The 19,347-nt window shown below is 33.9% G+C and carries 20 protein-coding genes; all 20 read right to left on the bottom strand.

What is annotated here, in order from left to right:
* Nucleotides 1–26: 26 nt before the first annotated feature.
* The 20 genes from JZO71_RS03990 to JZO71_RS04085 all read right to left on the bottom strand — a co-directional run bounded on the left by JZO71_RS03990 (nt 27) and on the right by JZO71_RS04085 (nt 19,342).
* A complete protein-coding gene (locus JZO71_RS03990; RefSeq protein WP_206898308.1) occupies nt 27–290 on the bottom strand; it encodes a hypothetical protein in 264 nt (87 codons plus the stop codon).
* Between the two features lie 19 nt (nt 291–309).
* A complete protein-coding gene (locus JZO71_RS03995; RefSeq protein WP_206898309.1) occupies nt 310–1,008 on the bottom strand; it encodes a hypothetical protein in 699 nt (232 codons plus the stop codon).
* A 20-nt stretch (nt 1,009–1,028) separates the two neighbouring features.
* Nucleotides 1,029–2,555 carry a MobP2 family relaxase gene (mobP2, locus tag JZO71_RS04000; protein WP_206898310.1) on the bottom strand — a complete coding sequence of 509 codons (1,527 nt, stop codon included), beginning with the start codon at nt 2,553–2,555 and terminating at the stop codon, nt 1,029–1,031.
* A gap of 67 nt (nt 2,556–2,622) precedes the next feature.
* Entirely contained in the window at nt 2,623–3,210 is a 588-nt protein-coding gene (locus tag JZO71_RS04005; RefSeq protein WP_206898311.1) for a nuclease-related domain-containing protein, read from the bottom strand.
* A 1-nt stretch (nt 3,211) separates the two neighbouring features.
* The gene (locus tag JZO71_RS04010) at nt 3,212–3,619 is read right to left on the bottom strand and encodes a hypothetical protein (RefSeq protein ID WP_242590392.1); all 408 of its coding nucleotides are present in this window, start codon (nt 3,617–3,619) and stop codon (nt 3,212–3,214) included.
* Nucleotides 3,620–3,621: 2 nt separating this feature from the next.
* Nucleotides 3,622–3,903: a hypothetical protein gene (locus tag JZO71_RS04015; protein WP_347401331.1), complete on the bottom strand. Its 282-nt coding sequence runs from the start codon at nt 3,901–3,903 to the stop codon at nt 3,622–3,624.
* Between the two features lie 466 nt (nt 3,904–4,369).
* Nucleotides 4,370–5,266: a coiled-coil domain-containing protein gene (locus JZO71_RS04020; protein WP_206898313.1), complete on the bottom strand. Its 897-nt coding sequence runs from the start codon at nt 5,264–5,266 to the stop codon at nt 4,370–4,372.
* A 14-nt stretch (nt 5,267–5,280) separates the two neighbouring features.
* Complete coding sequence (locus JZO71_RS04025; RefSeq protein WP_206898314.1) at nt 5,281–5,931, bottom strand: cell division protein FtsL; 651 nt, start codon at nt 5,929–5,931, stop codon at nt 5,281–5,283.
* 17 nt (nt 5,932–5,948) lie between these two features.
* The gene (locus JZO71_RS04030; RefSeq protein WP_206898315.1) at nt 5,949–7,103 is read right to left on the bottom strand and encodes a bifunctional lytic transglycosylase/C40 family peptidase; all 1,155 of its coding nucleotides are present in this window, start codon (nt 7,101–7,103) and stop codon (nt 5,949–5,951) included.
* Between the two features lie 19 nt (nt 7,104–7,122).
* On the bottom strand, nt 7,123–9,078 hold the full coding sequence (locus JZO71_RS04035) for a VirB4 family type IV secretion system protein (protein ID WP_206898316.1): 1,956 nt from the start codon (nt 9,076–9,078) through the stop codon (nt 7,123–7,125).
* Nucleotides 9,079–9,091: 13 nt separating this feature from the next.
* Nucleotides 9,092–9,547, bottom strand: a complete 456-nt coding sequence (locus tag JZO71_RS04040) for a hypothetical protein (protein ID WP_206898317.1) — start codon at nt 9,545–9,547, stop codon at nt 9,092–9,094.
* Nucleotides 9,548–9,560: 13 nt separating this feature from the next.
* A complete protein-coding gene (locus JZO71_RS04045; protein ID WP_206898318.1) occupies nt 9,561–10,178 on the bottom strand; it encodes a TraC-like domain-containing protein in 618 nt (205 codons plus the stop codon).
* Nucleotides 10,175–10,483: a DUF5592 family protein gene (locus tag JZO71_RS04050; RefSeq protein ID WP_206898319.1), complete on the bottom strand. Its 309-nt coding sequence runs from the start codon at nt 10,481–10,483 to the stop codon at nt 10,175–10,177. The genes JZO71_RS04045 and JZO71_RS04050 overlap by 4 nt, the downstream gene beginning before the upstream one ends.
* A gap of 52 nt (nt 10,484–10,535) precedes the next feature.
* The gene (locus JZO71_RS04055) at nt 10,536–13,106 is read right to left on the bottom strand and encodes a pLS20_p028 family conjugation system transmembrane protein (RefSeq protein WP_206898367.1); all 2,571 of its coding nucleotides are present in this window, start codon (nt 13,104–13,106) and stop codon (nt 10,536–10,538) included.
* A 75-nt stretch (nt 13,107–13,181) separates the two neighbouring features.
* Nucleotides 13,182–16,037, bottom strand: a complete 2,856-nt coding sequence (locus JZO71_RS04060) for a VirD4-like conjugal transfer protein, CD1115 family (RefSeq protein ID WP_206898320.1) — start codon at nt 16,035–16,037, stop codon at nt 13,182–13,184.
* 18 nt (nt 16,038–16,055) lie between these two features.
* On the bottom strand, nt 16,056–16,775 hold the full coding sequence (locus JZO71_RS04065; protein ID WP_206898321.1) for a hypothetical protein: 720 nt from the start codon (nt 16,773–16,775) through the stop codon (nt 16,056–16,058).
* Nucleotides 16,776–16,794: 19 nt separating this feature from the next.
* A complete protein-coding gene (locus JZO71_RS04070; protein WP_206898322.1) occupies nt 16,795–18,606 on the bottom strand; it encodes a coiled-coil domain-containing protein in 1,812 nt (603 codons plus the stop codon).
* A gap of 80 nt (nt 18,607–18,686) precedes the next feature.
* On the bottom strand, nt 18,687–18,965 hold the full coding sequence (locus JZO71_RS04075) for a TrbC/VirB2 family protein (RefSeq protein WP_206898323.1): 279 nt from the start codon (nt 18,963–18,965) through the stop codon (nt 18,687–18,689).
* Nucleotides 18,966–18,984: 19 nt separating this feature from the next.
* Nucleotides 18,985–19,185: a hypothetical protein gene (locus tag JZO71_RS04080; RefSeq protein WP_206898324.1), complete on the bottom strand. Its 201-nt coding sequence runs from the start codon at nt 19,183–19,185 to the stop codon at nt 18,985–18,987.
* 10 nt (nt 19,186–19,195) lie between these two features.
* Nucleotides 19,196–19,342 (bottom strand): hypothetical protein, encoded by a 147-nt coding sequence (locus JZO71_RS04085; protein ID WP_206898325.1) that lies wholly within the window; start codon nt 19,340–19,342, stop codon nt 19,196–19,198.
* Nucleotides 19,343–19,347 lie beyond the last annotated feature (5 nt).

Here is a 19,347-nt window from a genome sequence, read left to right on the forward strand (position 1 = left end):
TTGACAAGTACATTATAACTCATTGACTACTTGTAGTCAACCTTTAGTTTATCCTTAATTATATTGATTATTTGAGGTGTTTCGCTCTTATACATGAACGATATTTCTCCTTTTGCAACTCCTATGATTTCTTTTAACAATCCTTCATCTGTTTCAGGAAGTCCTAACCATACTGCAAATAATCCTTCGGAATAATATCTCCATAGTTCTTCCGCTTGAGAGCTATCTATGCCTATTCCGAAATCCGCAAGTACCTTCCTAATTCTTCTTTTGTCCTGCTCTATAGTCAATATTACCCCTTCTTTCAGCTTATGCAAAATAACAGAATTCTTTTTCTACTAGCTCTGGTGTAACCGATTTTAAATCTGATATTTCTAAACTTTCAACTCCATTTAAATCATTTATCACCCATAATAATTCTTCTCCATGTTTTTCAAATGTTGCTACCACAATCTCTTTTCTATCTTCATGATAAACAAAATAACTACAATTTATTTTTAGTTCGTCATATTCACTGAAAGTTCCGACTTCATGCCAGCTATAAGCACAACTTTCTAAATTTTCATCATTTACAAACATATGACCGTAATTATCTTTTAAAAAGAAAAATTCTTCACTATCTATTTCTATTGCTTCAGAATAACCATAAAATTTCTTTTTTAATACCAGTTCACTTTGTGGCTCTGTTAAATTTCCTATAACTTTTTGAGATACGTCTTTTTGATAACCTGCTATCTGAAAAGACAATTTACCCCTAACTATTTGATCAAGAACAAAGCGAAATTCTTTTTCTTTATTATCATAACTAACTTTTAGTAAAGAATTAAGAGACCTATACTTTCCGTCAACAAAAAAATCGTTTTCTGTTGGTTCTTTGTTATCATCAACTTTAAAAACGGGACTGTACCTTATAAACATGCCTATACCTGATAATAGTTCCATTCTTTCTTTATAAAATAATGTTCCATCTCCATTTAAACACTTGTCAAATTCCATTTGATAATACATTATATTAACCCCCGTTCCATCTAACTAATATCAAAATCCGATTGATAAGATTGCCTTACTTTTTCCTGCTCTACCATTCTTTGTGCTTGTTCAAAATCTTGCTTTGCACGATACATATGAAGATCGTCATTTATTACTCTCTCTATTTGTCTTAAATTCTTTTTATTCTCAAATTTCACTTGTCTTTTTTTATATGAATGTATTCGTTGTTCTTGTTCATCTTTTGAATTATGTTGCTTTTTCATTAGTTGCTCGTAACGATACCGGCCATCTTCAGTTTTAAACTTTCGATTATTGTCATAATTCCTTAGTTGTAATCGCAAAGGAGTATCATTTAAAACTTTATCTATTTCTTCTCCGTAAATTCTTTTTTCTTCTGATTGCTTTATTTTTTTTATTTGACTGACAACAGCATTGCCCATCCTACCATTTAAATCTATCTTTCTATCTTCGTAATACTTTTCTGGAGAATATCGCTTTCCATAAGTGTCTTGATAAAGTTGATCTATTTTTTTTGTCATATTATCGTATTCGTGGCGTTTTGGATTATCTTTAGTTAAATATTCAGTAACACGATCAACTTTTTCTTTGGTTTCTTTTGGCAACTCATTATATCCTCTAGTATTGATTGGAATTTCCTTCTTTAATTCAGCTAAATATTTTTCTAAGTCATTATTGTATTTTGTATTATTATCTATACATACTCGCAAAAGAGTGTCCCTTACAGATTCTTTTATTTCCAAAGGTACATCTTTCCTTAACTTAGATATTTTTTCAAACTCGTTAGTCCGATCTAACATTTTACTACCAAACCGAAAAATCATATCATCTAATGTAGATTGTTTTCTTTTTCCTCTGGCCTGCAACACTCCTTCATACTCCATAATTTCGCGTGTGTTCTCTCGTTCCATTGAAGTTACATGAATGTGAATGTGTTCTGTATTTCTATGGATTGTCGCAAACCAAAAAGGATCAATAAGACCTTCTTTTTCTTTCAACTTTTCCATCATACTTTTAGTTGCTTCATACAGTATGTTCTCATTGAGTTGATTTGTTTTCGGATCATAGTACCCTTCTCTTTCTAAAAAATCATTGTCAAACGATATAACATCTTGAAACATTACCGAGTTGTTATTCTTTGCTTCAATAACAGATTCTTTGATTTGCTTTACATCTTTTTGAGTTATAAATCTCTTTGAATTACTAAAAGCACCATTTACAATTTCATTATCTTTATTTTCTAAGATAGCTTTTTTACGAGTCATATAATCAATATATTTATCCATTTGCCTAATATCTTTAATAACCGGTTGATCACTTTCTTCTTCCATAACACCAAGCGCTTTTTCTATACGTTCTAACTCATCTAGTTCATCTTTTGAATACTCATGATCAATATTATCTTTCCGAATGGCTTCTTGCCGTGCAATATAGTCTACAAATTTTTGAAGCTCAACCATATGATTTTTTTTATTGCTTTTTCCAGTTTCAAATTTTGCTTTCAAAATTATATTTGCACTCTTTCGAGTATAAGAATGTTCGACCATGACTCACTCCCCCCACAAAAATTTTTTCTACCGGCAATGCTCTTAATGCTTTTAGCATTAGAATTTTTTAGTTTGCATTTTGCAATAATTCATATATTTCTTGCGTATACTTACCCTCCACATTTGACCTTTTCGTGCAAATGAATTCAGTTAATTGTGACGCATATATTATCTTAATATCGTCAGACGAAACATCTATATAGTTCAAATTTGTTTCATCAGGAAACACCACCACAGGAATAATATTAGTAGCTTTAGGAACTATCTTTTTCACTATTTCTGATTCCATGTAACATATTTCCATTGGATTTAAGAACTTCTTTTTAGATTTGTATATGCTCCACCACACTTTCGTAACTTCATGGCCGTACACATATCCTCTGACATCTACAAAGTGGATTACATAAACACTAATACCGATAATAACAACCAAATCAATGTTTACCTTACTTCGACCGCCCCACATTTTTTTCTTATCGTGTAATTCAACATCTGTTAATATTTTTGCTGAATGACACTCTTTTTTAATTCGCTTTGCAATTTGAAAGTTCCATTTAGCTTCTTTGCCCACTCTCCATTCTCCAATCATTATCATTATTAAAAAGATTAGTGACATACTCGCAATTAGCATTAAAAAATCATTTATTTCAGACATACTAACGCCCCAATCTATTTGAAGTAAAAAACATTCCTTCCTTGTGCTGTGACTTTTCTTCGTGTTTCTCTTTCAATTTTATCTCATCAATGTTTGATTCAGTATCATTCATTTCGCCATTGATAAACATTGCTTCTATCATTTTGTCAACCTTATTCAATTTTTTCATCACTGTTGATTCTAATTCCACCATTGTTGATTGTAGTTCCATTATTTTTTCTTCTAATCCTTTGTTTTCAGGATCGCTTAATTTTATATTTGATTGACTGGCTAACACTGGTAAATTTGAAACCATTACACGAAACATATTTGCTTTCGACCCAAGATTACCTTTATTTTTATCGTAAAAATCATCAAATAACTTTTTTGTTTCTTTTGAACAGTACACTTTAATATATGGTTCAGTCATTTTTATCTACCACCTTCACTAAGTAATAAGTTAAATAATCTTTCATACACATCTGTTAAATTTTCAATACTGGCAGTTAATTCTTCATTTGACACTAGCATTTTATCCAACGCTAAATCGAATTCCGCTTTCTTGTAATTGATTAAATCAATTTCACTGTCTTGCCTAAGTAACATTTTCAAGTAATCATTTCGGCTAAAGTTTCGATTTGTTTTCTGCCTAATTTCCATTACTTTTCGATCAATTTCTTGAATGTATTGTGGATCAATACCACGAATTTTCACTTCCAAAATAAGTCCTCCTCTTATTATTATCTATCTGATACATAATAATTATAACAGATATTTGACCCGTTTTGAAGCATTGAAGGTCAACACCACAGAAATGAATGAAAGAGCATAAGGGGAAACTGATCCCACCTGTCAATTTTGAAGGTGGGAAGTTGGCGGTGCCAACTGGTTTCCGAGATAAAATGACTTAAATATTATGACCCCACTCACAACGCTCCCTCAACCCCTTATTAAGCCCCCTTCTATCACCCTTTTATAAACCTCCCGAACCCCTCTATTTGCCCCCCCTCTTTTGGATTTCAACAGTTGGGTTATTACCTACCTTTTAAACAAAAAAAAGAAAGTGAGATACCACTTTTTAGTGGTAATCAAACTCTCTTTTTTTCTTTTTTTTGCTGTACACTTATCGTTAAATTGTAGTCCCTAATGACTTTTCTTTGCCGTATGAATATGATTTTCGTTACTCAAAACTGCTTGCTGTTTTTTCCAATTGGCTGATTTTTTCTTCATACCCACTTATTTTTTTATTACTTTCTTCAATCTGTACTTTATTATTTTCGATAGTTGTTTTCATTGAATTGATCTCGTTTTTTGTGTCTGTCTGTTCCTCTAATGTTTGAAAATCTAGTTCTTGTTCTGCTTTAGCTATATCTTTTTCAACAACCTTATTTGACAATTCTAGTTTTTTGATTTTCTCTTTTTCCAATTCAATTTCCGTTCTAATTGCTTTAGTTTGGTAAACAAAGTTATCTTTTTTCAGGTCAGAAGTTGTTTCAATTTCCAGTTTGTTATTTTGCTTAATATCTTTATCAACAGCGTAAAACTTGATCTCTTTATCTTTTAAATCATCTGAAGGTTCTAGTTCAGGATATACATATCGTGGCTGAATCGTTACAGAAATTACACCAAAATCTTTTGGTAAACCTTGATAATAAACAACAGTGTATTCATCTGAAAGTTTAATCACCTTCGTCTTTGCTGAATCATTTCCTTTATTCGTAATGTAATTTAGCTTGTATTCGCTCTTCACATTACTTAATGATTTTGTTTTAGTATCATCTTGATAGCGCAATACTAATTTAAATAAACCGTCTTCTTCATTGATTTCCATATCATCAATGTACACATTTAGTGAAGAAGCAACGTTTATAGAGTTGCTGGTATCTACCGTTTGATAGTCATACGATTTACCTAAAACCATTGGAGATAGGACAATCAAAAAACCAATAGATAAAAAACTAATTATTGCACCTAAGTACAACTTTGCACCTTTTGTTTTCCGGTAAACTTTATCTAATTGGGATTTATCTTTTTTCTTTTGATTTTTATTTTCATGTATGGAATATCTTTTTTTCATTATAATTCCCCTTTTTACTTCAAATATTTGATTTCATAATCACTAACTAGAACTTTTCCATCATTGTTCGTTACTTCAAATTCAATAAATACAGTGTTTTTAGTATCACCACTATTTGATTCTGTTTCATAGTTTACTTCGGCAAAATATTGAACTTGCTTGGCATTGACAAAATTTGTATAAATTGTTGAACTTTCATAACGACTTTTAAATGTTGGATCACTTGAATAGGCTTCTCCTTTTTGATTGGTACTGCTAGTTTCCAACGTTTTCTTACTAGACGTGATCATATCATCAGGAACAATTGAGTCTGCTACTTTTTTTGTAGCAATTTGAAGCAAGTCCTTTTTCTTATCTTCTACTTTTTCAATGTCATAGTAGGGATAAAGTTCTACAAATTTTGTTGCCACGTTTGTAATATCTTTACTTAGTTCTTCTCCCTTTGGTGAGTTAGCTGTAGCCTGAATACTCGTATTTAAATCATTGATATTTTTACTTAATTTCTCGTTTTTTGTTTCTAGTTCTACAATTTTTGTTTCTAATTTATGATTTTCGTCACCCTTATTTTTATTGCTTAACAGTGCGAATAAACCACCAAACACTAATACGCTAACCATTACTAAGGTTAAAAGTTTCCATTTTGTTGTATTTGAATAATTCATCATTTTATTTTCTCCCTTATCTAATTTTTTACTCTACGAATTTCTGGACTATGTTGTTGCCAATACGAATCTTGCCAACTATGGTAGCCAATTCCACTAGAATTACTGTCATACATAGTTGTTTCATTAACATAAATACCTACGTGAGAAATGAAATCAGGCGCTCCATAAGTTCCTCTAAAGAAGATAAGATCGCCTGCTTTTGCGTCCTTAACTGATACTGGTTCGCTTACGTTATACTGACTTACCGTATAGCTATCTATTGTGATTCCGGCGCAAACTTGGTACAAATAAGCGGTTAATCCGCTACAATCGAATCCAGTTGTTGGATTTTTACCACCCCAAACATACGGCCATCCTTGGTATTTTTCCATTTCTGCTTTCATAGTTTTCCAAAATTCTGAAGGATTAGCAGGTGTTCCACTTCCGCTACCACCGATATACTGCTTCACTAGTTCAGCATAAAAAAAGTTTCCTCCATTAAGATACAAATATGTTTTTCCATACTTGATTGAAACTTCATTTACATAAGAATATGTTTGACCTGTGGTATTACCTAAACTTGGTGCAACAACATCTTTAGAATAGGATTCAGCTGTTTCTATCGTATGCTCCTTCTTATTCTTTCCTAAATAGTGCATATACGCCACACCGTAGTTATAGGCTTGGCAAATGCCATCAAAGTTATTTTCCATTCCATAACTTTTAGCGATATTGTAAACGTTGCTCAAGTGTTTTAGCCCTTGTTCAATGCTTTCTTCGTATTCCAATGTATTAACAGGTAATCCGGCAGACTCACTACTTTGCATTAAATCTGGTAGATTACCTCCGCTTTCTACTTGCATAATCGCTAAAGCGTATGGTACTAGCGGACTAATACCATATTTTTCAGCATATTTTTCTACTTGTTTTTGCCATTTCAAAACTTCAGGAGAAAGTGGTTTGTTTCCCCCTACGATTTCAGTATTAGAGCCACCACTTTTTGTAGTTACTGTTGATTGAATACTACTTAGTGTCCCAATAAACACGCCACCTAATGTTAAACAGGTAATTAGAACAACACAGGTTACTAATAATATTTTTATTTTTAGAGCTGTTCCAACTTTTTTAGATAACTTCTTAACGCCTTGTTTTGCGAGTGACGAAACTAAACCGTTATTTTGCTTTTCCTCCATTTTTAATCCCCCCTAATAATTATTGTCCGCCATCAAATCGTTCAATTTGTTCAGGGTATGGATCAAAGTTAATTAAATAGGTATCTTCACTTGACGTTTGAACCACTGCTTGTCCTACTTCTAATTCTGGTAATAACATGATTTCCGTATCAGTAATCGTATTCCCCAACACTTTTTTAATGTCATCTAGTAGCGCTGAATCTAAGTTAAAAAAGCATTTGAATGTACATAAGTTAAAGATATTTCGGATAATATCTGCAACTTCTGAACCACTGTCCTTTGGAATAATTTCTTCAGGAGTCTGTGTAGCAAAATAAACACCTGCACGCATTTTACGCATTTCTCGTTCAAAACTTAGTACATACTCACAAGCATATTTATTATTTGAGTTAATAACATTGTGACATTCATCAATCAGTACCATGAAGTCTTGGGCATATTTAAAATAGTCAGTACCATGCTTTTTGAAGTTTTCTTTCTGAATTTTTCCGTTTCTTAAAGCACTATTCCAAATCGTTGTCAAAGCAGTAAATAACTGGCAATGGAATACTGGTTTATCCATTTTGCTAATTGAATCAATGTTATAATAGACAATTTTAGTAGTATCAAAGTTAGGCATTGTTGTAATGCCATTAAAAATTTGAGGATACGTTGTACACATATCTTTCACAATCATTTTGATTAGCTCAATTGAGCGAACACGTTCTGGCGTTGCTCCTTGAATGTTGAATTGTTGCTGTTCAATATATTCTAAAAATTCGCCATAAACCGGATAGGCTTCATTTGGCAAATTACAAATATTAGTTCCAAGTGAATTCCGTTCATTATCATCTTTAGCTTCTCGCCATTCTTGCGGTAAAATTCTTCGTTGAATATAAAAATCCTGTAACATGAGAGTGTATTCTCGGACGGTTGCCGTATCAATTTCCGGTTCCAAGAAACGAATTTGGTTACTGCATTTAGTAATATGGTTTTGAAAACTTTTCGCTTCGTCAATCACATCATTTCCGTATTGGTCTTTTTTCATCACGGTAGCATATACCTGTAATGGATTTACAACCATATCACCACCGCCTAAATCGACATATACGCCACCTGCTTGCCGTACCATACCTTCAAATTCTCCTGACTTATCAAATCCTCTAATAAAGCAATTCTTAGCTTGTAGCCCCTCTTGTAGCTGTTTAATCAATGTTGACTTACCAAAACCCATTTTTCCTAGAATAAAACCATTAAATGACCGTCTTTGCTTAGTAGAATAGAATGGATCAAAAATAAACGCACCTCCGGTACTAGTTGTACCTAAATAAAAACCTCGTGGGTCTTTTAGACTTTTATGGTGGAACGGAATACCACCCCCAATATTCCTAGCAGGAACAGTTAAACCTTTTTTAGCAAATAATTGGGCTTCTTGGTCAACCCCACTTTGGAATAGTGAAAGCCATTCATCTTTCATCCTGAATTGAGGAACAATTGCCTTGTGGTTCACACTAGCTAAATCTTTACGGATTTCAGTAATTTTCTTTTCTAATTCTTCTAGCGAATCATTGTAAACAAAGATTCTTGCATGAACTGTTTTTACTACCTCTCCACGTTTGGTAATTTCTTGTGCAAATTCTTCCAAATTGTATTTATCTAAAAGAGCGTCCGTTTTATCTGTAGTTCTATTTTCGTTGCTTGACCGATAATCTAATTCACCAATTGACGTATTGATTTTGTGTAGTAAATCCTCTTTATCAGCAGTACACACATCAAGCGTTGCAATAGTATTAGGAATTGCCATAATATCTGTTAGCCACCGACTATTTACATCTTCAGCAAATTCAATAACCATCACTGAACTAACATATCCATCACCGGCCGTGATATAACGTTCATCAAACTTAATTCCGCCTTTTGGTTGGTATTGTTCTACAAACCGTAAATCATAGCCTTCACTGACTAATTTTCTTGATACATTTTTATTTACAATCACATCTATCTCTCCTTTAAATAGAACGTAAAAAAGCGTTCTTTTCACCAAAGAACGCTTTTCCGTTTTTTTCAGTTGTTTTTGTTTGACTAGCCCATACAAAAATTACATTTTCAAATTTCTTAGTTACTTTCACTAATGCTTGATAGAATTCACGCTGATTAACTGGATGAATTGTTTCATCAAACATTACTAATCCGTAGTCAGGATAAATTTCTAAAATATCCTCTATCATTTTAATGTCCTGTACGCAAACAAATTCTTTTTCAATACTTCTTATTCCTCGATACTTCATAGTATTTTTTGTAACGATCAAGGATTTATTTTGACGACAGCTATCAGTTAAATTGTTGTTCATAGTAGCAAACTTCCCTATTACTCTAATTAAGTTTGATTCCTTCCATTCAAAATAAATTGTTTCCCCGTTTTCTTGTACGGAATCTTTAAAACCTTTCCGACTTTTCTTCAACATTTTTCCACCTCATTTACAATGAAGAATTGGGATTCATCAGTTTAGTAATAACATTAGTTAAATCTTCTTCAGTAATACGCTGTAAATCTAGTTCTTTACCACCGGCTTGCTTCAATACATCTGCATGATTCTTCACTTCTTTTACTGTTTTTCCATATACAGCAATAACAAACATCAATTCCGGCAATGTCGATACAAGCTCTACTCGTTCGTAGTTATCATACGCTAACTTCAAATTCCATTTTAGATATGCTTCTAAATATGAATTGGAATTATTTATCAACTCTCGTTTAGCTTCTTGTATTCTATTCTTCCAATAGATTCCTTGTTCTATTGTTTCAGTAGGATAAGTAAGTGAATAAATCTTGTATGGTTCTAAATATACCCGATTTAGATAGGTTAATTTATTCACCATACGCATAAATCCATCTTCAGAAATTGATGTTAAATCTGTTGTTTTTACTTTAAACATGATTTGAAACTTATCATCATTAGTAACAAGAACTCCATCTTTCAACGTTTTTTTATAAGGTAACAATTCACTTAAATCTTTGTCTTTCGGTACAACTAAGTCCAAAAACTTATCAAACAGGCCAGATAATTTATTTTCATTCGATTCAGCAACAATCATACTTCAATTTTCCCCCTTTTATTTCGCTTAAATTCCACTTCATGGTATCTATTGCGATCCATACGGACTAGATAATAAACCATAAGAATATTTCTCTCCTTCGGGTGATTTGGTGTTCTGACACACATCCAAACACCAACAACAAAGGATAATACATAAAAAGCGAATTTCATCATTGGTGAAATTGGCATTAGCTTTGCTAAATAGACACTCCCCATTACACACCCTGCTACAATACCTAAATCAACTAGATAGAAGAAGAACAACTTTATTTCTTGTTTTATATTTTTAGGATTTCTATACATTCTTTCACCTCAAAAAAAAGGCCGACATATCACAATGTGCCGACCTCGTTGTTTATTTTTTAAAAAGACTATCGAAAAGCGGATTCGGTTTATCTGAAATATCCTGAAACAATGGATTATTTTCATAAGTAAATCGTGGTCGTTTTTTCTCTTTCACTTCTTGCTCTACAATTACTTTTTCATTAGGTCTTTCTTTTCGTTCTTCGATAATATTTATTTTTTGTGTCTTATCGTTCTGTTTTGCTTCCGATCTTGTTTCTCGTACATCAACAGTTCGATTTCCGCTTTGACTACTTGTAGTATTCTGCAAATTTTCCCGAACATCTACTGTTCTTGCTTGGCTTGATCCGCCACTTTGAATATTTTCTTTTACATCAATTGTTCGATTTCCACCTTGACTACTTGTAGTATTCTGTAGGTTTTCCCGAACGTCTACTGTTCTTGCTTGGCTTGATCCACCACTTTGAATATTTTCTTTTACGTCAATTGTTCGATTTCCACCTTGACTACTTGTAGTATTCTGTAGGTTTTCCCGAACGTCTACTGTTCTTGCTTGGCTTGATCCGCCATTCTGACTATTTTCTCTTACATCTACCATACGATTTCCATTTTGACTACTTGTAGTATTTTGCATATTTTCTCGAACATCAATTGATTTCGTACTATTTGTACCACTATTTTGAGTATTTTCTCGAACTTGCATATCTTTTATGCCTGTATTAGCGCTTCTATGCCCTTCTGTTCGTTGCTTAATCATTTCCTCACGACTAAGAGCTTCAGGTGTGTACTTCGCCTCCTGACGCTTTTGCTGAACGAATTCTTCTCTTGCTTTATTTGTCTCACTCTCACTCGCTCTAATGATCCGTTGTTTTAAATCTTGTTGCATTTGAGTTTGTGCTTGTTGCATATTTGAAGAATTTTGTTTCATACGTTCAGAACTTGGAATGACCCTATCCGTATCCGGCATTTTCGCACCATCTTGACGATTTGATAACCTTGTCGGTGCAGAAGTATCATATCGGCCATTTTCTTTTTCGTTATCTGAAGCTGACACAGGCTTACTATTTTTCTTGATTGCTGATACCGTACCATCATCTAAACCTTCTTTAAAGCCTTTACCGATACCTTCAGCTACACCACGAACATCTTTGAGTGGCTTCGTTGCCGTATCAGTAGCTTTAGACACTCCGTCAGAAGCAAGACCTGATAATCCTCTCTCACGAGCATAACCAAGCGCTTTACCTGTTTTACTTGCTTTTTGAGAAAGTGATTGACCAAAGTTGCGTTCAGGTTTTCGTTCTTCCCCTTCTGCTTGATCGTTACCACCACCATTTTTCCCACCTTTAGAGCGGTTCATACCACCTGTTCCTTTACGGAACAGCATAGCCCCCATACCAAAAGCAGAAGCAAGCTGACCGTAGCCTTCTTTTAAGCCAATATCCACACCAAAGTAACGCATAACTGTTCCACTACCCTTAATCAACACAATCACGGCACAGACGTAAGCAACTGCTTTGATAAACGGATTGACAGAGGAACCTCCGCCTGCTCCGAGGTAGTTGATAAACATTGCGAACATAGACAATCCAAACCCTTGAAAACCGACAGTCAAATAGCACTGTAAAATATCTGATAACACTAATTTTGAGCGTTGACCTGTTTCTAAATCCGTAGCAAATACTAAAACTCCAAGTACACGCTTAAATGCAAGTTCAAGTATTGCTGTAATGATAATAAAAGCACTAAAGACATAAGCAATTGCTAGCGCAATCAGTCCTAACGTTAAAGCAAAAGTATTTTTGGTGTATCTGTAATAACCGCCTTTGAAGCTATCTGAAAAAGCCGCCATCCATCCATCATCAATTTTTACCGCCTGCATATTCCCATCACCATCAGGAGTTAGCTTCATCTTCAAATATTCCGCTTTAGGATTATCTTCTTCCAACTCTTTTGCTGTATCTACTGTGATCACTTCACTAAAATCATAGGTGAAAAAATCTTTTTCTTTCAAAGCATTCTTTTGTTGGCCTTCTTTACCTAATCGGTTATAAGCGTCATTCTTATTGATATAAACTAAATCTGTGACACCATCTTCAATTAGTGACCACGCAACACCACCATCTTGATTGTTAATACTAGTTGCGTCATTATAAAATGTTTTTGCAAATTCAATTCCACTTGAAATCATTGTTGGCATTAAAAGAATCAATGCCACCGACATAACCACATTCATTCCAACCGATTTTAAGTCTAAAGTCCCTTTACCAGTTACCATTTTATATCCAATGATTACTAGCGAAAGTACCATTAAGCCAATAACAATCGTACTTAACACTGACTGATAAACTTTGTTCAATCCGGTGCTTTCCACAAAACTGAATAAACTTAATGCTTGTGGTATCAAACCTTCAACGGTTTTTGAAATCCAGTATGCGCCACGGATAATCCCCCATGAAAAGGTCTGCATAACAATGCTCCCAAAACCACCTTTGGTAAATTGCAAATTATCTTGATACTTTAATAAAAAATCTAATGATTCTTTATCGTCTGGATCCCACGGCCAAGCATATGCTGTAATAGGAACCATAAGAAACAACAATACTGTCGCTAATAGAAGCACCATGCCCCACCGAACTTTAATCTCTTTAATTTTTTTAACTTTTGTCAAAATTGCTTCTGTCAAAAATTTTCACATCCTTTAGACAGCCTTACTCAACTTAGTTAGTGCATTTTTAACAGCAATAATATGTGTCTTGAATATATTATTTTCAGCATAAAGGTACACTTGCCCCAAGACATTTATTATTCCTGCTAATTGTTTTTTAGACTGCTTAATATTTTCAGCTGTAACTAGCCCTTTTTGAAACTCTTGTACTAATTCTGAAGAAAAATACCTCTCATTAAGTGTTTTAATAACCAAATCAAGGGATTTATCATCAGCAAATCTATCTTTTTCTTGCATTAAGTCGTATAACTTCTTAGAGTTTTTCTGACAATCAGAAACATAACCAGTGAGTTTTATATCCGCTTCAGACAACTCGGATTCAGATTTCTCTATAGGATTCACTTTATTTAGTAATCCCATTAGTTTTTGCTCGTCTAACGTTTGTTGCGAGCTTGCTAGGCTTCTATATTCTTCGTAATCATTTTCTGATATAGGTATTCCATTTGTAATCGAATACTCCATTCTGGTTTTTAAGTCACGAACAAAACCGGCAAACGGAATCTGATTATCCTTTAAAGATAGATTGATATGATCACAAGCTATATCAATCTCGTTTATATCTTTTCGAGTATCAAAATCATCATTCAAAAACTGATAACGATACGGCATATTAGTTGTTTTGGTATTAAAAATTGGAAATGGTCGAATTTTCTTCCGTTTTTTATCTTGTCGGTGAAGGTTCCGTAAAATTACTTGTTCTCCTTCAATCAGCTGACTAGCCCTCTCAAAAGTAATGATACGTTCCTGATCAGCTGAAGAAGTAACCGAACTATCCGTATCCATCCTTTTTGAACTAGAACTCTTCCCTAGAATTGTCTTATTCCCACATTTTTTTGAAATTTCCTCAATAGTATCATCATCATTAGACATAATCAGAATATGGTTTTGACAATTCTCTTTAATAATTTTAGCTCCTTTGTCATACCGTGTTTCCAACTGACTATATGATTGAATAACCAAGTCAAAAAGAATATTCCGTCCTAAACATACCGTCATAATGCCATCCATGTTGTCAATTGCCGGCATATTACCAAATTCATCTAATAAGAAATGAACTCTTCGGAAACATTTCTTACTAGGTGTTTCTTTACAGTTAGTCGCAAGTTCTGTATACAGCTGACTAATGAAAATACTTCCGATTACATGGTTACTTGGGTCATAGTCAGGAATAACCATAAATACTGCTGTTGGTTGATCTGTATATTTAAGTACAACCGAATTGATTTCTAAATCAAGAAACTCTTTTCCTGATTTGAATTTTTTCGTGATCACTGTTGTGTCGTGATCTTCTGAATCCCTTTTAGGAAATTCAAGACTATACCACGCTCGGAACTTTTCTTGATCCGTTTCATATCTAATTTCAAAAAAATCACCATTGCGTAGGTTTTCGTCAAAATTTAATACACATAGCCCTAAAGCCTTTACTTTCACTCTATATTCGTTAATCGTTTTAACTTTTCCATCTGTTTTCCTTAAAAATGAAATTTTTACCCTTTTTCCAACCATATCAGTGTTCAATTTGAACTGAAGTGATTTTGGAAAACCAATTTCTTTTAAATCAATTGACATTTTACTTGTCAGTTTTCCAAATAAATCACTCGTAAACATTTCAATCCCTTGTGAAGCCGTAGATAGAATAGAACCTTTGGCCTTGTCCCCTGCAAAGGAAGTTGATCCATACTGAATTTTCGCTTGATTCCCTTGTGGTAACGTATTGAAGTATTCATCTAAGGCATTCTTTTCTTTACTTGGATTTTTAGGATCGGTATAGAATAAACTTCCTAGCTCGTTCAACATTTGCGCCACGTTATACATAGTAATTTTTTCAATACAATTATTATCAAAACAATATTCTACGATTGTTAAGATTATTGCATTGACGGCGTTCTTTGCTGATTTGTAAAAGAATTCGTTTTCCGTCCCCATCCCTGAAGCAAACAGCATAGAAGTTAATGTATTAGCCCGTTTACTGGCTTCGTGATAGTCTTTATTCCCCCAAGAATCAATTACCAACTGCAAAGGATTAAAACTCATTGATTGCAAAGGATCATCAATGTTTAGAACTAATACCCGATACCCTCTTTTTTCTAATGTTTCTTTACTGGCTGAAAACAATTCTCCTTTCGGGTCATTTACAACCATATTGCTTTGAATCTTAGCCCTAGAAAGATTATCTAATGTAGGAACAACAAACGTTTCTCCTTTACCTGAACGAGAAGCCCCTAAAACAACTGTGTTTACCGTATCACGGTCAATATAATACTTATCTTTATAGTGCGAGATTGGAACTCCTCCAATCCCTTCAAAATGAACTTTTTTTTCAGGAATTTCGTGATATTCATTTTGAATTTCTTTTACTGTTGCAAATCGTGAATCTCCTTTTTGACCGTAAACGAGATTTTTGTCGCTTTCATGTTCTAACTTACTGTAGACAAGAAAAGTTATCGCAATACACAACACTGTCGAAACCATAAAATACTCTGAACCACTGGTGAACGGTTTTAAATAGCCAACACGAAAGCCATAATCAAACTCCACTCCCATTAAACCGGTACTGGAAGCATTCAAAGCCTTCAGAAAGGCCGAAAAGAAATTTATCACATAGTTTACCGTCAAATTGGCAACTAGCCCTAGAAACGAACCTAGAGCTAATAACGGAAGATTCACCTTGCCTTTTACATTTTCAGGTAAATCTTCCCCTTCAATTTTTCCGCTATGATACTTATTTTGAGCTTTAAACCATTTCATATTTCCAATTTCAATTTGATTGCCTTTTTCTAACAGCTCCTTCAGTTTGTTGTTAGGTTTGTTGTCATTTACAAGTTTCATGCTTTCACCTCATACAACTTAGAATGGATAATCTTCCTCAACCATATCCATTGATTCAGGATAAATCATATCTTCAAAACGAACGTAGGACGCAACATGTCTACGGGGAACATTAGTAACTTCTTCTGGTGTGATAATTTCAGCTTCCACAGTTTCCACTACCATTCCGTCATTATCAACAGGATCATTATCATCCGTTTCAATTTGATCCGCTTCGCTAGGCTCCGATACTTTTATCCCCTCCATTTGATTATCTTGGGATTGTTCCTCTTTACGTTTTAAAAACGTTTCTTTGTTCGGCATACTTACTTCCTCCATGTAAATAAAGGATTGGTTTCGAGTAATCAACTGATCCTTTGGCAATGACTTATATTCTTCTTTTTCACCTGAAGATAAATCTTTAAAGTTTCGCCACCGTCCACCTAATAATATTTGATCATTTCCACGTAAACTTCCGTGTATCGTTACCTTCATTCCTTCAGTTAAATTTTTATCTAACTTGTCAAAAAGCATTTTATTTAGTTGAGCTTTTGGGTGACTACTTGTAGTCGCTGGCTTCCCTTGCTTATCTACGCTACAAGATATTTGTGCATTGATTACTTCGTACTGTGGCTTATCTTCTTTCATGTAGTTAAAAACAGCTAGTCGAACAAACATTGTTTTGAACTCTCCGCCGTCATAAATAGCAACATGATTTACATAACCTGATACCATGTTTTTATTGTTAAATACGCTCATTTTTACTCTCCCTTATTGATTATTTTCTAAACAACCCCAACGCACTTACATTTCGAGATTGTGTCGCACCAACAGCTTTTTGTTGTGTTTCCATTTCATATTCATAAAGTTCATTTTTAGAATTAGCTGTTTCCAACTTAATTTTCAGCATTTTATTTTCGTGATCCAATTCTTCTAAGCGTTTTAGATTAGTTTCCGCTTCTAAACGTTTGATAGATAGAGATTCTTCTTTAAGTTTTAGTTCTTGTTGCTCTTTCTGCATTTGGTGAGCTTGTTGTTCAAGAATATTGGTCTCTTTGATTTCAGAAGCCCAAAGAGGTGTCTTTTCATTGATTTCATTTTGAATTTCAGTAATAAAATTCAACGCATTTTCCCACACATCTTCATTAGCATTGGCTAACTCAATCGCTAGGTCTTGTTTGATTAGACGTTTTCCATCAAATAAATTCTGATTCATGTCAATTTTCATTTTATACATTTCTTCATCCATGAATTCTTCTCTTCGTTTATCTAAGTCAGCGTTAATTGTTTCTGCTTTTGTATCAATCAAGTTTTGCGCACGCTCTTTTTCATTTGCGATAAAGACTGCTTTTTCTGCTTCCTGCTTAGAAATGAAATTTTGAAGTGCAATTTCTTGTTCTGTTTCAAATTTTTTAATTTTTTCACTTACCATATCTTCTTGCCGGTTAACAAATTCGGACAAAGTGGAATCAGAAGTGGTTTCCATTTCTTCTAAAATATCAGCATATCGTTCCTTTACTTCGAGGTCATACGGTTTTTTCCATGCCACATCAACAGCTTCTCGCAATTTATTTAGCGCTTCTGCTTTCATAGAACTAACTTGGCGAAAATAATGTTCTCTCAGATTTTCAAACTTAACTTCTGCTAACCGTTGCATTGCATGATTGATTCGATACTCGTCTAAACGTGTGTTTTTTACGGCCGGAATTCCAATAAATTTGAATAGATTCTCCGGCTGAAGTTTTTCGGTAGTTGCTAAAATAGACGACTCAATCTCTTCTCCAAGATCGCAGTATTCTTGTAATGAGGTCAGCTGAACAGTTTCATGCTTTTTAACTGGACGAATAGCTGTAGTCATTGTATTTACTACTCCATAATTTTGCTGATTCTGATAGGTGCTTTGATTTTGAAGATTTACAGGAACGGTGCCTTGTGTTTCGTTTACATCAGAATATTGACTACTTGTAGTCTCTTCGCTTTCTTCCTCTTCAAAATCAAATGATTCTGATTCACTCACCATTGGTTCTTCTACATTTTCAACTTCTGGTTCATCAATCTCTTGATAGGATTCAGGCTCTTCCTCGTATAACTCCGGCGTACTTTCTGATTCATATTCTTCAAAAAATTGATCACTTTCAGGTGTTTCTTCTAAGTGTTTTTTCTTTCCAAAAGGCAATTTGACACTTGGAAGATTTAACCCTTTTCTTGCCTTATTCTCTTGTTTAGCTTCTGCTACATCCGGCTCTGCTTGATATTGACTGTTAATATCCAAAATCAATTTATTTGGATCGCTAATCAAGTTGTCTGGTGCCTGTAAAATCTGATCTTCTATAACGGGAAATAGTGCAACTGGTTCTCCGCCCGTCTTAAACGGCGTAATTTCAATACCATCAAAAGCGTAAACAGCCCCATCTTCAGTATCTTTGCACATTACTGTTACCTCGGTTTTGTTAGGCCAATTGTGTTGAATCCAACTAATTAAGGATTCAGCTTGCTTCAGCGAATACTTATTTTTCTTTTTAAGACCTTTTCCTTTTCGTAATAACTTGGACTCTACATCTTCAAATGAATATTCAAAACGTTGTTTCATCTGTTTTTCTCCTTCTCTATTTCAGCTTTTTTTACAAATAAAAAGGAGCATCTATCACAATGCCCCTTTGTTTTTTCTTTTTAGAATCCACCAACTGATTTAATTGTTTGTCCGATTGTTGAAGCACCAAAAATAATTAAAGCTCCAATTACAATATATGTCAGCCACTTCTTCGCTGTTCGACTAGGCCCTTCTCCGAAAAGGAACATCATACCAGTAACTACAACACAGAAAATGATTACTGATAGTGAAATCCCTTGAAGTTTTGACGTAGTATTGGTCATAAATTTTGCTACATTATCGAAAAAGTCCATTTTCGGCAGGCTCATTGCTAATTTAGTTGTCATAATTTCTTTCATTTCAAAACTCTCCTTGTGTTTAGTCTAAAAGTAATCCAATATTTTCTTTTACAAATTCATCATAAAGTTTTTGACGAGCTTCTCGAATTGCCTTTTGGTCAAAATCTTTAGGTTTCAAACCTTGTTTCTCAATAATTTTATCGGTCATCTCAATAAATGGATCGACCTTTTTTTTGCGTGGTCGCTTTGTTTTTGCTTCTTGTACTGTATTTTCATCCATTGTTTTATCCTCACATCCGTATCATCTTATTTTGGAAAAATGCTTCTATCAATGCTTTGATTTCTTCCCAATTTGTAACTATTCCGGTGATAACTAGTGATAAGATAACCAATCCGCCAATTAGAAAAAGAATTCTCGCAGTATTATTTTCCTGCACTATTA

Source organism: Candidatus Enterococcus courvalinii (assembly GCF_017315945.1).
GTDB lineage: Bacteria > Bacillota > Bacilli > Lactobacillales > Enterococcaceae > Enterococcus_B > Enterococcus_B courvalinii.

Coding starts and splice junctions, on each gene's coding strand:
- JZO71_RS03995 (WP_206898309.1), bottom strand. CDS start 1,008: ATGTATTATCAAATGGAATTTGACAAGTGTTTAAATGGAGATGGAACA.
- mobP2 (WP_206898310.1), bottom strand. CDS start 2,555: ATGGTCGAACATTCTTATACTCGAAAGAGTGCAAATATAATTTTGAAA.
- JZO71_RS04005 (WP_206898311.1), bottom strand. CDS start 3,210: ATGTCTGAAATAAATGATTTTTTAATGCTAATTGCGAGTATGTCACTA.
- JZO71_RS04010 (WP_242590392.1), bottom strand. CDS start 3,619: ATGACTGAACCATATATTAAAGTGTACTGTTCAAAAGAAACAAAAAAG.
- JZO71_RS04020 (WP_206898313.1), bottom strand. CDS start 5,266: ATGAAAAAAAGATATTCCATACATGAAAATAAAAATCAAAAGAAAAAA.
- JZO71_RS04025 (WP_206898314.1), bottom strand. CDS start 5,931: ATGATGAATTATTCAAATACAACAAAATGGAAACTTTTAACCTTAGTA.
- JZO71_RS04030 (WP_206898315.1), bottom strand. CDS start 7,103: ATGGAGGAAAAGCAAAATAACGGTTTAGTTTCGTCACTCGCAAAACAA.
- JZO71_RS04040 (WP_206898317.1), bottom strand. CDS start 9,547: ATGTTGAAGAAAAGTCGGAAAGGTTTTAAAGATTCCGTACAAGAAAAC.
- JZO71_RS04045 (WP_206898318.1), bottom strand. CDS start 10,178: ATGATTGTTGCTGAATCGAATGAAAATAAATTATCTGGCCTGTTTGAT.
- JZO71_RS04050 (WP_206898319.1), bottom strand. CDS start 10,483: ATGTATAGAAATCCTAAAAATATAAAACAAGAAATAAAGTTGTTCTTC.
- JZO71_RS04055 (WP_206898367.1), bottom strand. CDS start 13,106: ATGGTGCTTCTATTAGCGACAGTATTGTTGTTTCTTATGGTTCCTATT.
- JZO71_RS04060 (WP_206898320.1), bottom strand. CDS start 16,037: ATGAAACTTGTAAATGACAACAAACCTAACAACAAACTGAAGGAGCTG.
- JZO71_RS04065 (WP_206898321.1), bottom strand. CDS start 16,775: ATGAGCGTATTTAACAATAAAAACATGGTATCAGGTTATGTAAATCAT.
- JZO71_RS04070 (WP_206898322.1), bottom strand. CDS start 18,606: ATGAAACAACGTTTTGAATATTCATTTGAAGATGTAGAGTCCAAGTTA.
- JZO71_RS04075 (WP_206898323.1), bottom strand. CDS start 18,965: ATGAAAGAAATTATGACAACTAAATTAGCAATGAGCCTGCCGAAAATG.
- JZO71_RS04080 (WP_206898324.1), bottom strand. CDS start 19,185: ATGGATGAAAATACAGTACAAGAAGCAAAAACAAAGCGACCACGCAAA.